General features: G+C 54.8%; 12 protein-coding genes. 6 read left to right on the top strand and 6 right to left on the bottom strand.

The features are described 5' to 3' along the window. Window positions 1-420 precede the first annotated feature (420 nt). The 5 genes from ACTJK5_RS22900 (at window position 421) to ACTJK5_RS22880 (ending at window position 5597) form a co-directional block, all read left to right on the top strand. Window positions 421-633, top strand: a complete 213-nt coding sequence (locus ACTJK5_RS22900) for a toxin-antitoxin system TumE family protein (protein ID WP_236760410.1) — start codon at window positions 421-423, stop codon at window positions 631-633. Then, on the top strand, window positions 630-998 hold the full coding sequence (locus tag ACTJK5_RS22895) for an HVO_A0114 family putative DNA-binding protein (protein ID WP_440613305.1): 369 nt from the start codon (window positions 630-632) through the stop codon (window positions 996-998). The genes ACTJK5_RS22900 and ACTJK5_RS22895 overlap by 4 nt, the downstream gene beginning before the upstream one ends. Before the next feature lie 395 nt (window positions 999-1393). Then, window positions 1394-2677, top strand: coding sequence for an SIR2 family protein (locus ACTJK5_RS22890; protein ID WP_440613304.1), 1284 nt, complete (start codon window positions 1394-1396; stop codon window positions 2675-2677). After that, complete coding sequence (locus tag ACTJK5_RS22885) at window positions 2674-4743, top strand: ATP-binding protein (protein WP_440613303.1); 2070 nt, start codon at window positions 2674-2676, stop codon at window positions 4741-4743. Before ACTJK5_RS22890 ends, ACTJK5_RS22885 begins: the two co-directional genes overlap by 4 nt. A 107-nt stretch (window positions 4744-4850) precedes the next feature. After that, window positions 4851-5597, top strand: coding sequence for a hypothetical protein (locus ACTJK5_RS22880; RefSeq protein WP_440613302.1), 747 nt, complete (start codon window positions 4851-4853; stop codon window positions 5595-5597). Between the two features lie 110 nt (window positions 5598-5707). On the opposite strand, the gene ACTJK5_RS22875 is transcribed toward ACTJK5_RS22880, so the two are convergent. From ACTJK5_RS22875 to ACTJK5_RS22855, 5 genes are all read right to left on the bottom strand, one after another. Continuing rightward, window positions 5708-6352, bottom strand: coding sequence for a Shedu immune nuclease family protein (locus ACTJK5_RS22875; RefSeq protein WP_440613301.1), 645 nt, complete (start codon window positions 6350-6352; stop codon window positions 5708-5710). 619 nt (window positions 6353-6971) lie between these two features. Then, window positions 6972-7883, bottom strand: coding sequence for an HNH endonuclease (locus ACTJK5_RS22870; protein ID WP_440613300.1), 912 nt, complete (start codon window positions 7881-7883; stop codon window positions 6972-6974). 150 nt (window positions 7884-8033) lie between these two features. Further along, on the bottom strand, window positions 8034-9287 hold the full coding sequence (locus ACTJK5_RS22865) for a type II toxin-antitoxin system HipA family toxin (RefSeq protein WP_440613299.1): 1254 nt from the start codon (window positions 9285-9287) through the stop codon (window positions 8034-8036). After that, the gene (locus tag ACTJK5_RS22860) at window positions 9280-9588 is read right to left on the bottom strand and encodes a helix-turn-helix domain-containing protein (RefSeq protein WP_440613306.1); all 309 of its coding nucleotides are present in this window, start codon (window positions 9586-9588) and stop codon (window positions 9280-9282) included. The genes ACTJK5_RS22865 and ACTJK5_RS22860 overlap by 8 nt, the downstream gene beginning before the upstream one ends. 283 nt (window positions 9589-9871) lie before the next feature. Next, a complete protein-coding gene (locus ACTJK5_RS22855) occupies window positions 9872-10783 on the bottom strand; it encodes a nucleotidyltransferase and HEPN domain-containing protein (RefSeq protein ID WP_440613298.1) in 912 nt (303 codons plus the stop codon). Between the two features lie 335 nt (window positions 10784-11118). Here ACTJK5_RS22855 and ACTJK5_RS22850 point away from each other — a divergent pair, with 335 nt between their 5' ends. Next, window positions 11119-11298: a DUF3606 domain-containing protein gene (locus ACTJK5_RS22850; protein WP_440613297.1), complete on the top strand. Its 180-nt coding sequence runs from the start codon at window positions 11119-11121 to the stop codon at window positions 11296-11298. A gap of 316 nt (window positions 11299-11614) precedes the next feature. On the opposite strand, the gene ACTJK5_RS22845 is transcribed toward ACTJK5_RS22850, so the two are convergent. Beyond that, on the bottom strand, window positions 11615-11913 hold a 299-nt coding region (locus ACTJK5_RS22845; RefSeq protein WP_440613296.1), incomplete at its 5' end, for a type IV secretory system conjugative DNA transfer family protein.

Here is an 11913-nt window from a genome sequence, read left to right as displayed (position 1 = left end):
AAAATCATCTATTTATAACAGTCAGAATTATCAGTCCTCGCAAACAAATGCACCCCAAATAATCCACGGCGCAAATCCCTTCCCCAAGATGGCTTCAATTAATTTATATTTTTTGCCTCGGCCAATCTACACTTTAAGTGCCAATCCCTACCACTGGTGAACTCGCGTCGCTCGCAAATCACGCCCGCCAATCCATTTCAGGGTAAATTATTCCATTTACATAGTATAAAATATAGAATATGTGTATTAATTAAGTATATATAGGTACAATATACCATAAAGCCCTCTCTCGAACCTTTGCCGCCGTTGACAACAAACCGGACCGATGGCGTAAATGACAACATGATTGCGGCGGTACTTATCGAGCGTTCGAAAACTGTTTTGCCAGACGGTGCGCTCGTCGAGATCGTTGTCTGAAAAGTGCCGGAGCCCGTTCCTGGTAGCACGAACCTGTTCAAGTATCGACTGTTTTACGGAACGGACGGTCGCCGCATCGTCGGTTTCGACAACGAACGCGGTAAAGGCAATCATCGTCACCTTGACGGAGCTGAGCATCCTTACTCGTTCACGACGACCGATACCCTCCTATCCGATTTTCGGAAGGAAATAATCAAGAGGAGGCAGAAACCATGAGAGAAGCCTTAATTCAAATCCGAGCAGACAGTGAAGCTGCCCTTGATGAGGCGTTTGTCAGGGCAACGAACGCAATGCGCTCAGGTAATTCCTCTGAGCCTGTCGCAGTCTTCACCTTCTCGTCGCCGGCGCAGCTTTTTTCCGTCATTAGCCCCAAAAGATGGGAATTGATTGAGCATCTTCAGAAGATCGGTCCATCGAGTATACGCGGACTTGCCAGGGCCGTCGAACGTGACGTCAGGCGCGTACACGAGGACACGTCCGCGTTGTTGGAGTGGGGTATATTCGAACAAACTGGAGACGGAAAGATTCATGTCCCCTACGACGTGATCCATGCAAATTTCGATCTTAGGGCCGCGGCCTGATCCGCGACAGCAACGTAAACTGCTAACCTTCCCGCCTCCTGTAGGGACTCGTTGACAGTCTTCGAACCCCACACGGTCCCTGCGTCCTGGCTAAGAATCTCACGGATGTCGCCGATGTGGTGCAGAGACCAGAAACACAGAGGCTTGTAACGAAAAATTCGCTTCGGAGTTTTCGCGGCGCTCAGGGCAGAAACCCGTTGGGCGGGATTGCGCCAATTGCGCTCATATGACCTGGCCCGGGATAAGCTATCGGCGAGGTCTTGGAGGCGCGCGATGATTTATCTGAGGTTGAACACTCTGCTTGCGACAATGAACCCGCCGATACTTGGTGGCACATCTCGCTTCAACGAATATCGCACAACCGCTAAACTAAAGGTGGTGATTCGGAGGGCGGAATGGCGGGGATCGGCAAACATCACTACCGGGCTGGAAGCGCCTCTCATTCGTGCGACGAGGTTCCAGCAGACAACAAGGCGATGGCGGAATTCATTGCCATGCATAGGAAGAAAATCGAGCCCTGGCTTTCAGCCACTTTCCAAGCAGAACATTTGAACCTGCTGATCGGAAGTGGCTTCACGACGGCCGTGGGCAAAATCGCCGGATCCACCGCGACAGGCATGGGCACCATCTCGATCGGCGGTGCATATGAGAAGTACATCAATGCGCATGCGGAAACGATGGCCAAGAAGATGGGTAGAGGATCCGCAAACATCGAGGATCAGTTTCGAAGCGCACTGGCAGTGCTTGCTGGGCAGGAAATCACGGATCCTGACGACGGAAACGATCTTCGAAACCGCATCAACAGCCAGATGCGCGTCTTTCTCGAATCCTTGCTCAACACGGAAATCGGCATCGCCAAGGCCACCGGCAAGAACTTGGTAGAGATGGAGATCGCACTCCAGTCCTTCCTTTTAAGCTTCGCCAGCCGGACGGCATCGCGTGAGCGGCTACACATTTTTACAACCAACTATGACCGCTTGATCGAACATGGGTGCGATCTCGCGGGGATAAGGATGATCGATCGTTTCGTGGGCGCGTTGAACCCGGTCTTTCGGGCATCCCGCCTCGATGTCGACTATCACTATAACCCGCCGGGCATTCGCGGAGAGCCTCGGTTTATGGAAGGCGTCGTGCGCCTCACAAAGCTTCACGGCTCGCTGGACTGGATCTATGACGACGCGCGTCGAACGATTTCACGGCTTGGGATGCCGTTTGGCGCGCCACGCGACCATACAGGCATTCCTACCGAACCCGTGGAAACCGTGATGATCTACCCGAATCCTGCGAAGGACTTCGAGACGACACACTATCCGTACGCCGAATTGTTCCGGGATTTCGCGGCCTCCTTATGCAGGCCGAACGCTGTTCTCTTCATCTACGGCTACGGTTTCGGCGACGATCACATAAACCGCGTGATCATTGATATGCTCTCCATTCCGTCGACCCATGTCGTGATCGCTGCGCGATCTGTGAGCGATAGACTTGAAGCCTTCCTGTCCAAGACGCGCGAAGCGCAGACGACAATGCTAGTCGGGACGCATTTCAGCGACCTCCAGACGATGACCCGTAACTACCTTCCGAAACCAGCTCTCGACTTCATCACAGCCAGGATGACCGCCCTTCTTAAGGAGCGCCCAATGGAAATTGCAGTCACGACCCCTGAGGAGGCGGCGAAGTGAGCTATCCAATCCAGGCCTTGTCGGATCTTGTCATCGGTACCGTCGAGATTGTCTCACCCGCCGAGATCGTTGTGTCACTGGGTGGAGAGGCGCCGCAGGCCATTGCGTTAAATACCGGGATTCCCACCCCGTTCCCACGGATTAACAGCTACGTCTTGCTCCCAAACGAAGTCGGCGCAACTGTAGCATATGTAACCTGGATCGGTGTGATGAAGTCACTAATGCCGCGCGGTGGCCACAGAGAGCTAGGTCTCCTCGATCTACCGTTCCCGACAAGGAAGATGAACGTCTCTCCGATCGGCACGCTGCTTCTTCGAAATGGACGCGATGGCAAGCCGAGGCATGAGCTTTCACGTGGCGTACTGGCTTTTCCATCAGTGGGCGATCAGGTCCTGATCCCTACTCCGGATCAGGTTGCAGCAATCGTTGGTGCTGGTGACACGGATCGTCGGGTGGTGATCGGGTCCTCACCACTCGCGATGGATGCTGACATCATGGTGGATCCGGACAAGATATTCGGTCGCCACCTGGCCGTACTCGGAAACACGGGAAGCGGGAAATCGTGTTCCGTGGCAGGTCTGATCAGGTGGTCGATCGATGCCGCCGCCACAGAAAGAAAGAAGTCGGACAAGCAAGGAAAGCCGAACGCCCGGTTCATAATCCTGGATCCCAACGGCGAGTATAGTCGCGCCTTCGCCGATGACCCGGCCAGCGTCCGTGTTTTCCGCGTGCCTCCCCTGCAAGGAGAGGAAAAGGCGCTCAAGGTTCCAGCATGGCTTTGGAACGGTGCGGAATGGAGCACGCTCTCCCATGCCCAGCCCGCCGTCCAACGCCCGTTGCTCCTGCAGGGCTTAAGAGAACTTAAGAGCGGCAAGCAGCTAGATATCACGCCGGAAGCACAGGTTGCGCGGCTGGCGTCTTCGTATCGCGCTTCCATAAGATCGGCGCTCGCAAACGGCCGCCAGGAATACACTGGGTTTCCCGGTAACAAGAACTTCGGCGGTATTCTTAGTACATTGTCTGCCGATTGTGAGGTCTGGCTTGGTCAGATCGACGTTGCACACCACGATGCTGTCGGACACCTCCAGGCAACGGTCGACGCCCTCATTCGAGCAAAGCTTGAACGAGGAAAGTATTGGACCGATTTCGCAGCCGCTGATCTAGAAGAACTTGCCGCTTCTATCGAAGCACTCCTGGCGTCCCTTCCCGCTGACCAGGCTGACGAACACATGCATGAGGATGCGCCACTCGTATTCGACGTATCCAGTCTAGCAACCCATCTCGAAGGACTCGCTGCCCGACAGTCGGCAAACGTCGCGAACTTCGTTTCGACCCTCGGACTGAGGATCCGCGGCATGCTAGCGGATAGCCGCCTTGGAAGTGTCGTGAACGATCCCGATCCTCCGAAATTCAAGGATTGGCTGGACGACTATGTCGGCGCAAACAACGCCGCAAATGGCAACATTGCTGTAATCGACCTTTCGCTCGTGCCCTCGGACACAGTGCACATCATCGTTTCCGTGCTGGCTCGAGTCGTCTTCGAGGCTCTCCAGCGGTTTCGCCGGGATACTGGCCAGTCACTGCCGACGGTGCTCGTGCTGGAGGAGGCTCACAACTTCGTTAAGGGCACTGGCGCAACTGACCGGGAGAGCTGGAATGCGGCCGACCTTTGCCGGGACATCTTCGAACGTATTTCACGAGAGGGCCGGAAGTTCGGACTCGGCCTGCTAGTCTCGTCGCAGCGGCCGTCAGAACTCTCGCCAACGCTGCTTGCCCAGTGCAACACATTCCTACTTCATCGCATCGTCAATGATGCCGATCAGAAACTGGTCTCGAAGCTGGTACCTGACAACATCGGCGGCTTGCTGAAAGAGCTTCCCGGCCTTCCATCCAGGCATGCAATCCTCCTGGGATGGGCTGCGCCGATCCCGGTTCTTGTTGAGATGCGGGAACTGAACCATGATCATCGACCGAGGTCCGACGATCCGGCTTACTGGGATGTGTGGACCGGTAAGGAGGAACGCGATGTTGACTGGAGCATGCTTGCCGCCGGATGGCAGCAATAGCCTGGCCTCACCACGGGCCCGGCTTGCGGGTGAGGATGCCCAAATGCCAGGTTAGCGAACACACATCGGATAGGTGCACTGGGATGCCGTTAGATCGTGAGAATCGGATGAAGAGTTATAGGTGGCTCGGGGTAGCAGCCGCGTTTTTTCTTTCGGCAGTCATCGCGAATGCGACTTGTTTCGACGTTTCCAAGGGGCAGCCTTCAAGCCTCAGCGGACACCTCACACACCGGATCTTCGCAGGTCCTCCGAACTTCGAGGACGTGCAAAAGGGAGATACCCCGGAACCTGGATACGTCCTGAAACTGGATCGATCGATCTGCATAACTGGCGACGAGTTCGCGGATCCTTCGCACATGTTCGACGAGGTCCAGCTCGTTCCAGGTGATAGCAACGCGAAGGACTTGTCTCGCCTCCGGGATACGGACGTATATGTCGAAGTAGTTGATCCAATGCCTGCGATGACTGGCCATCACCACAGGCCACTCCTCGTTTGGGTAAAGACTGTTTCGTCGGCTCGCGACATCACACAGAGCTACGGTACGGCCGCGACCACGATCGAGGCCTTCTACGCCGCTCTCAGAGCTGGCAACGGCAAGCTCGCCGCCGATTTCGTGATACCGGAGAAAACGAAAAAGGGCCCCTTCAGCCCAGGAGCGCTGACGGCCTTCTATGAATCCTTGGCCGAGCCGATCTCGCTGATCGACATACAGAAGATCCAAGACGCCCGCTTTAAGGTAAGCTACCACTTTCGCAGTGGTGCGAGAACCTGCGATGGAGTAGCAACGGTCACCATGACCAAACGCAATGGCCGAGACTTTATAGAGACGATCCGCACGGAAAGCGGCTGCTAGCCTGAAGTTATCTTAAACGACTGGAATCTGGTAGCAAATGCCACCAAACTAAGTTGCTACATTTGGCAGCTTCGCGCCAGGAGCGGTCACCGAAACCGTTGGCCTTTTAGTCAGAGTTTCTTGCGAAACGCGCGCCGGCCGTACGCATATGTCGTGCAGTCAAATTCTGTCCGCTGGTCTGCCCTAAATGCGGGTAGGTTACGCTCCATCAAGCCGTCATACGTCATGATTTCGACCTTAGAAGCAAGCTCCGCCTCCTTCTTTTGGCGCCAGCGCTCCGCACGAATCGGATTTAGGCCGGTTTGCTCTCTTCGTCCGTAAATCAGGACGCCTCTCGCAATCAGGAAACCTTGCTCGTTGCCGCTGAACTGCTTGTCCAGATCGCCGTACACCTGTTGAATATAGTCCCTGTTGCTGGCGGTCCAGCTCATCCAATCGTGTACTTGCTGTAGGGCGTGGTTAAAATCCGCCGTGAATTGATCATCACTCGCTGTGAAAATATCCTTTTCCGGATCTTCAATTTCAATCAGGTACAGCATGTGGAAACCCGATTGTGGATTGATGTAAGCGAAGTCAGTCCTCCAACTTCCAATCGCCAGCTTAGATAAAACCACCTTGGAATGTATGTAATGCGGACGGGTTATCAAATCCGGGTGCGCTTCAAAAAACGTCTGAAGCGCGGGTTCTCGTTCAGCGGGTTTCCGCAGTTTGAGATCGGCAAGCAGTTGAATAAGTTGGTTGCGATAAGTTTGCATCTAAAGCCCCCGTCACGAAAAGGCTATTCGACTATCAGTTGAAAATTAACGTGACATTGAACAGGGCCGCGCGGCTAACATCTAGCCTGTCAAGACGTCAGCAATGGGCCGAAACCCGACATTGGAATCAGCTAGATGCTGTGCACCGGCGTAATTGCGATCATATGCTCGCGATCAAGCGCCAAAGAGTGTGCCGTCCTTGTGCCTGAACTGTCCACCGGCATCGTCGCCCATCATGTCTATGTCGGAACAGATGATTAGATTGTCTCAATTGGGAGAACCAACTTCGAGATACATGCCACACCATCCGACCTGTTGATCATATGGTACCAGTTACCAGTGCCCTTTAGAAATGGTCCGAGCATATCGCAACCAGCAGAGCGACTGCTTTCGGTTGGCGGAAAGCTTGACTACAATTGGTCCCGAAACCTGAGAGCTGCTCCATCTCGTCATATCCCTGTTGCAAGTAAACCTAATGTCGCCATCGCTGCGGGATCTGCCAGAGCGGTATACGTAGTAGAACTGGCTCAATCGTCATAAATAGGGACCATGTAGTCGTAGATCCGCGCTGCGCTTGATCCGCGCGCCCGAGGGCATTGGATAAACTCGTCGGTCAACCTCAATGCTTGAAGGTGTTTTCGCGATGCCAACTTAAAAACTGGGGATGCGGCCGTTGGTAAACACCGCTCGGGACAATCGCTCTTCCCGTCTTGTTGATTAGCCCTAGAATGCTATCGCGATCGTTCGCGTGACGCGAAATCAGGATCTCGAGTTCATCCGACAGGGAGATAAGCCCACGGTCGAACATCCAGTGAGCGGTTCCAGAGAGCGCGATTCCGTTCACTAGGATATCAGGCCCATTTTTGTCGACCGGCCGGATATGAGCCGCGTCTACCTCGGCACGACCACCACCGTTAATCAGCTTGAGTCCAGTTATCGCGCACCTTTTGTCGTAGGCTTGTAGGACGAGACGCCGAAACAGCCGATCTCTGACAACTCGAGACGACAGCTGCATGATCCGCTCCCTATCGTGCTCAAACAGAAACGGCTCCTGAACCCTATCGGAAAGATCGTTCAGCGGTGACGTTTCCAGCGACCCGTCCGTTCGCGGCAATTCGAGTTGATCTTCCGCCAATCCCAACGACAGAATCCGATTGAAATCGGCAGCAGATATTGATCGGACCGCAGCCTGTGCACGGCCAGAAATCCGCCCCGCTTCGTTCAGTACACCTCGCTCAACAACACCATCCTGCCCACTAAACGCAACGGGGTTTACGAAATCGAGATAGCTGCCAGGTTCGATTAGCGCCACATACATGCCTGGCGCTTTGGGATCTGGGATAACCTGAGCGACCTTGGCGACAGCGAAATATCCACGCGTTGCGGCGACCTTTCGAGGTTCATAGTAGACGATCCAATCTCCGGCACAGCTTTGAACGCGACCGAGATACTGGCCAGGGAACTGATACTGCTCAGCCGGGCTATCCTCGTAGATCGAGTCTGTGCGGTGGATGAATACGCCGAATCCCATATGCAATCTCTATCATGATAATCGCGACCCAAAACAGGCAGATCAATGACGACGCTTGCCCTCAAAACTTGCCGCTCTTTACGTCCGCTATTCAACAGATCTACAAACTGCAACATCGATCGAAACGCATTCATATCTGGGAAGGGCAAGCTAGTCGCCTGGAGTACTGAGAATTGGCGTCATGAGTTTGACATGGGTATCAATCCGTTCGAGCACATTTATCGGCACGACCTCGCGCTGCGGCATCGACCACCAGATTTGGTTGACGCGCTCGACGGTATCGACCACCGCTCTAAGAACAGCAGCTTCCGGCAAGCGCGCACGCCTTGCGAACGCTTTCCAGCGCTGGGCGCTCAGTGCTTTGAAGGACCGCTCGCCCACGACGGATAAAGCCATGGAATCTGTCGGAATGTAGGGAACCGTCGAGAGGACATCGTAGACCGGCGCAAGCTCGGGCTTGTCTCCCGCTCCGCGATAAATCAGCGACCAATTTTTTAAGTGCATGTCACCATTTCCCGTGACCGCAGCCAGAGCCAACCTGCGCACAAATTCCAGCGCTGCGGCTGGCGAAACAGCGACGTTCAGAGCCGCAGCGATATCGTGATAGGCCGCACCTTCATACTTACGCGATGGATAAATGCCGAACACCTGCGCAAAGTCCTCGATATGGATCCGCGTCGCTCCCGTGCCGCGGTCGAAGCGCTTGATGAGCAAGACCTTTCCATCCGAGAGCGTCTCAAATTCCTTAGGTATGCCTTCGAATTCCGACTGATCGACAAGTTCTCGTTCCGGCACATCCATGCCAATTGCTTCGGCCAGAGCCAGATTGGCATATTCGTTTTCGGAAACACCTGGAAACGATGTCGACGGAAATTTTGCAATATACGAACCCTGCTCGGCGCCCAAGGGCAAGGTCAGACCACCGCCCTTGCCCGTATTCTTGATAACAGAGAGCTTCATCTGCACCCCAGCAAGAGAAAACCGGGCTTTCGGTTCAGGACGTGAGGGGGCATTGAGCAGAGCAATTGCGCCCTCGCTCGGTACGATGCGGACAGCTCCTGGCAAATCCGCACCGAGCGCCGCGAGAAGATCAAAATCATTGCCGGGCCGAACGCTTCCGGCATGGTGCTTCTCCATAGCCTCGCGCAGTTTGTCTTCTGGAAGCAGATTGGCAAAAAAAGCTGGCAAAGCCCTGGCGACAGGCTTCGGGTCTTTGCGCAAGCCTCCGGTAGCCGCCCGAAAGGACAGGCTCAACACAGGAGAGCCACCAGTTGCGCGATAGCTTTCCTCGAAACTGAACGCATTGAAGTCACCAGGCGTCCGGACAATTGTGCCGACCTTAAGGTTGTTCAGCAGCACCTCAAGCGAGGAGATGGACTTTGGATCGAGATACGCATCAGGCATCGTCATCACCGTTGGAACTGGCAACGAACGCAGGCAAATCGTCGCTGCCATGCGGCTGAAGCAGCGCATTGACAGCCGGCACCATCGGTTGCGGGATGAACATCAGCTCGAGACCAAGCGCACGTGCGATATTGATCAGCGTAGTCGTGCGGGCAGCGCTCTTTCCGCTTTCAATCTCGCGATAGCGTGGCCGCGATATGCCAGCCATCTCGGCGACCTGCTCTTGTGTTAAATTCAAGCCCTTACGCGCTGCCTTCAAGAGACAGCCGATCTCAACTAATATAGTCGTGTCCATTGACATGTGATACCTAAACATATCTTTCAATGACAAAATGATACGTTTAACTATCTATTTTGGCACGCGCAGTCAAGGATCAGACCTTGATCATAAGGTATTCGAGCACGTGGTTGCGTTTATCAGGCGAGCTAGCCCTCGTTTCGACACTCAGCAGGCGTGCTGTCACAGACTAAACCCACACTTCGATGTCGGAAAGCAATTCAAACAACTCCGCAGAACTTAGTTGCGGATCCCAGGTTAGGACCTGCAGCTCTATTCAGTACTACAAGTGACTGTCAGTCTCTCATCACGGAACATCCTGCTCCAGCTTCTGGATATGCTCGTCGCAGACGACCTTGACCAATTCCAGGAGATGCGCCGTCCGCTCGCCCAGCCAGACAAGCGCCTCATCGCTGATCTCGAAATGCTTGGAATACCGAGCCTTAACATAGGCTTCGTTGATCGTGTTAAACCAGGCTCTCTGCCGGTGGTGATCCCGTGGAAACGCTTCCACCAGTCGCAGATCCTGTTCCTCGGCAAGCGAGCGCAGGAACTTGATGTTGTGCGACGCGGGCCCGTAGTTGGTGAGGGTCAGCAGAACGCAGGAGTAGGCTTGCTCGATCGCCTGATGAAGCTCAAATGCCGCGACCTTCGCGTCCCCCTCACTTTGATAGAACTTGGATCCCTTGATGAAGGTGCCAGCAAGCTTATACCGCTCACGATAATGCTCCCTTGCAACCTCTAAACGTTCCTCAGCCGTCAGCAGCTTCGGTTCAGCCAACGGCTCGTCATCCAGCTCGTAGAGAATAATGCCTTCCTTGCGGATATCCGAGAAGAAGTAGTGCCCCTTCTTGAGCTCGGTGTTCACCTCGCGCAGAGAATGCACGATGAACTGCGTCGGCGTTTCGATGAAGCTGTCGCGGATGATCCGGTCTGCCGCCTTGTACCAATAGGCGGCATGGTCGGTCAGCTTGCGATTGTTGACGATCACCAGCAAATCGAAATCCGAGCGATAGCCCTTCATCGTATGGGGCTCATCGACAAAGGTGCCGCGGGCGTAGGAGCCGAACAGTATGATCTTGAGAATGCGTCCGCGCTTCTTGAAGTCGGCCGTGCCTTCGTTCAGCGCATCTTCGAACTCCTCGTGCAGGATCTCCAGCGCACGCGCGAGCTCTCGCTGCTTTCTATGCGGGATATGATCGAGGGAGGATTTCATCATGGGAACGGGGTCTGACTGGCTTCCGATTGTCGCCGCGATGTCATCGCGCTGGTGGTATCCATGGACCTTATACGCTTCGCAACATTCATCAAATGGCAAAAGTGCTAGTCGACTTTTGAAGGTCCGATGCCGCGGGCACGAACGCCCGTTCGTCATGTCGGCATTCACAGATGCGATCTCACACGCGTGCTTCGCGTCTTTGAAGAGAGAACAAGCTCTGCGCGACACGCGGTTCAACAAACCGAACTTAGAAGAGGGCAATTGAGTCGCCGCACGCTGTCTGGAACCAGCAAAATCCTGCCGGGTTAGTCTCCCTCAACACGAGGAGAAGACCGATGTCTGAGACAGCACGAGGCCGTAACCAGGATCGAGCACGCGTGGCTGGCGGCCAGGATCATGAAGTGCGCTATGAGGCCAACAAGGAGCACGTCTCAAAGGACGATGTGAAGAGTGCGATCAAGTCGGTTGGCAACAGCCGCGACAAAGTCGAAGACGAGCTCGATCGCAAAGGCTGATTATCTCTTGTCCCTGATCAACGGAAACCCGCCTGGCGTCATCCAGGCGGCTTTCGTTTGTCGTCGGACGTCTTGCCCGTTGATCGCGCTTCCGCTGTTTACATTTCCACGGTCAGAGCAAGACGCGCGCCTGTCCTGCCGCTCACTTCGGCGCTGTGTGGGAGCGCGTTCCCGTCAGGCCCAGGCTCTATCATCGTCTTCCATCTTCCGTCGCAATAAATGCCAATCATTGTTGCTCGTTGAACCGCGTTGACGTTCGATGTCAGTCACTTTTGCTGGGGCTTTGCCAGACGCTTCCTCGGCGCCCGGATGGCTCTCAGATCCGCTCGAACAGGCCTTTGAACTCCTTGTCCTCATAGTACCGGATCTTACGAAGCTTCGCCGGATAGTGCCCCTGCCGAAGAAGGATCATCCTGTCATCCGGCAGTCGCATGATCTCGTCGGCATTGATGAGGTTGCGAGCGGCAATATGCTGCGAGTTCGTCTGCTTGCCTTCGCCATAGGAGGCCGTCATGTAATGCGCATCCCTCTTGCCGATCGAACGCGCGACAAGCTCGGCGGTCTCGATGTCATTCACACCAAACACCTGCAGCACGCCGGCATTGGCAAGGAAGG

The sequence above is a fragment of the Agrobacterium sp. 22094 genome (assembly GCF_052046015.1).
Lineage (GTDB): Bacteria > Pseudomonadota > Alphaproteobacteria > Rhizobiales > Rhizobiaceae > Agrobacterium > Agrobacterium cavarae.
This window is presented reverse-complemented; position numbering and strand designations above follow the sequence as displayed.

What these genes read in the sequence shown, in the direction of transcription:
- ACTJK5_RS22895 (WP_440613305.1), top strand. Translation starts at nt 630, where the DNA reads ATGAGAGAAGCCTTAATTCAAATCCGAGCAGACAGTGAAGCTGCCCTT.
- ACTJK5_RS22890 (WP_440613304.1), top strand. Translation starts at nt 1,394, where the DNA reads ATGGCGGGGATCGGCAAACATCACTACCGGGCTGGAAGCGCCTCTCAT.
- ACTJK5_RS22880 (WP_440613302.1), top strand. Translation starts at nt 4,851, where the DNA reads ATGAAGAGTTATAGGTGGCTCGGGGTAGCAGCCGCGTTTTTTCTTTCG.
- ACTJK5_RS22875 (WP_440613301.1), bottom strand. Translation starts at nt 6,352, where the DNA reads ATGCAAACTTATCGCAACCAACTTATTCAACTGCTTGCCGATCTCAAA.
- ACTJK5_RS22870 (WP_440613300.1), bottom strand. Translation starts at nt 7,883, where the DNA reads ATGGGATTCGGCGTATTCATCCACCGCACAGACTCGATCTACGAGGAT.
- ACTJK5_RS22865 (WP_440613299.1), bottom strand. Translation starts at nt 9,287, where the DNA reads ATGCCTGATGCGTATCTCGATCCAAAGTCCATCTCCTCGCTTGAGGTG.
- ACTJK5_RS22860 (WP_440613306.1), bottom strand. Translation starts at nt 9,588, where the DNA reads ATGTCAATGGACACGACTATATTAGTTGAGATCGGCTGTCTCTTGAAG.
- ACTJK5_RS22855 (WP_440613298.1), bottom strand. Translation starts at nt 10,783, where the DNA reads ATGATGAAATCCTCCCTCGATCATATCCCGCATAGAAAGCAGCGAGAG.
- ACTJK5_RS22850 (WP_440613297.1), top strand. Translation starts at nt 11,119, where the DNA reads ATGTCTGAGACAGCACGAGGCCGTAACCAGGATCGAGCACGCGTGGCT.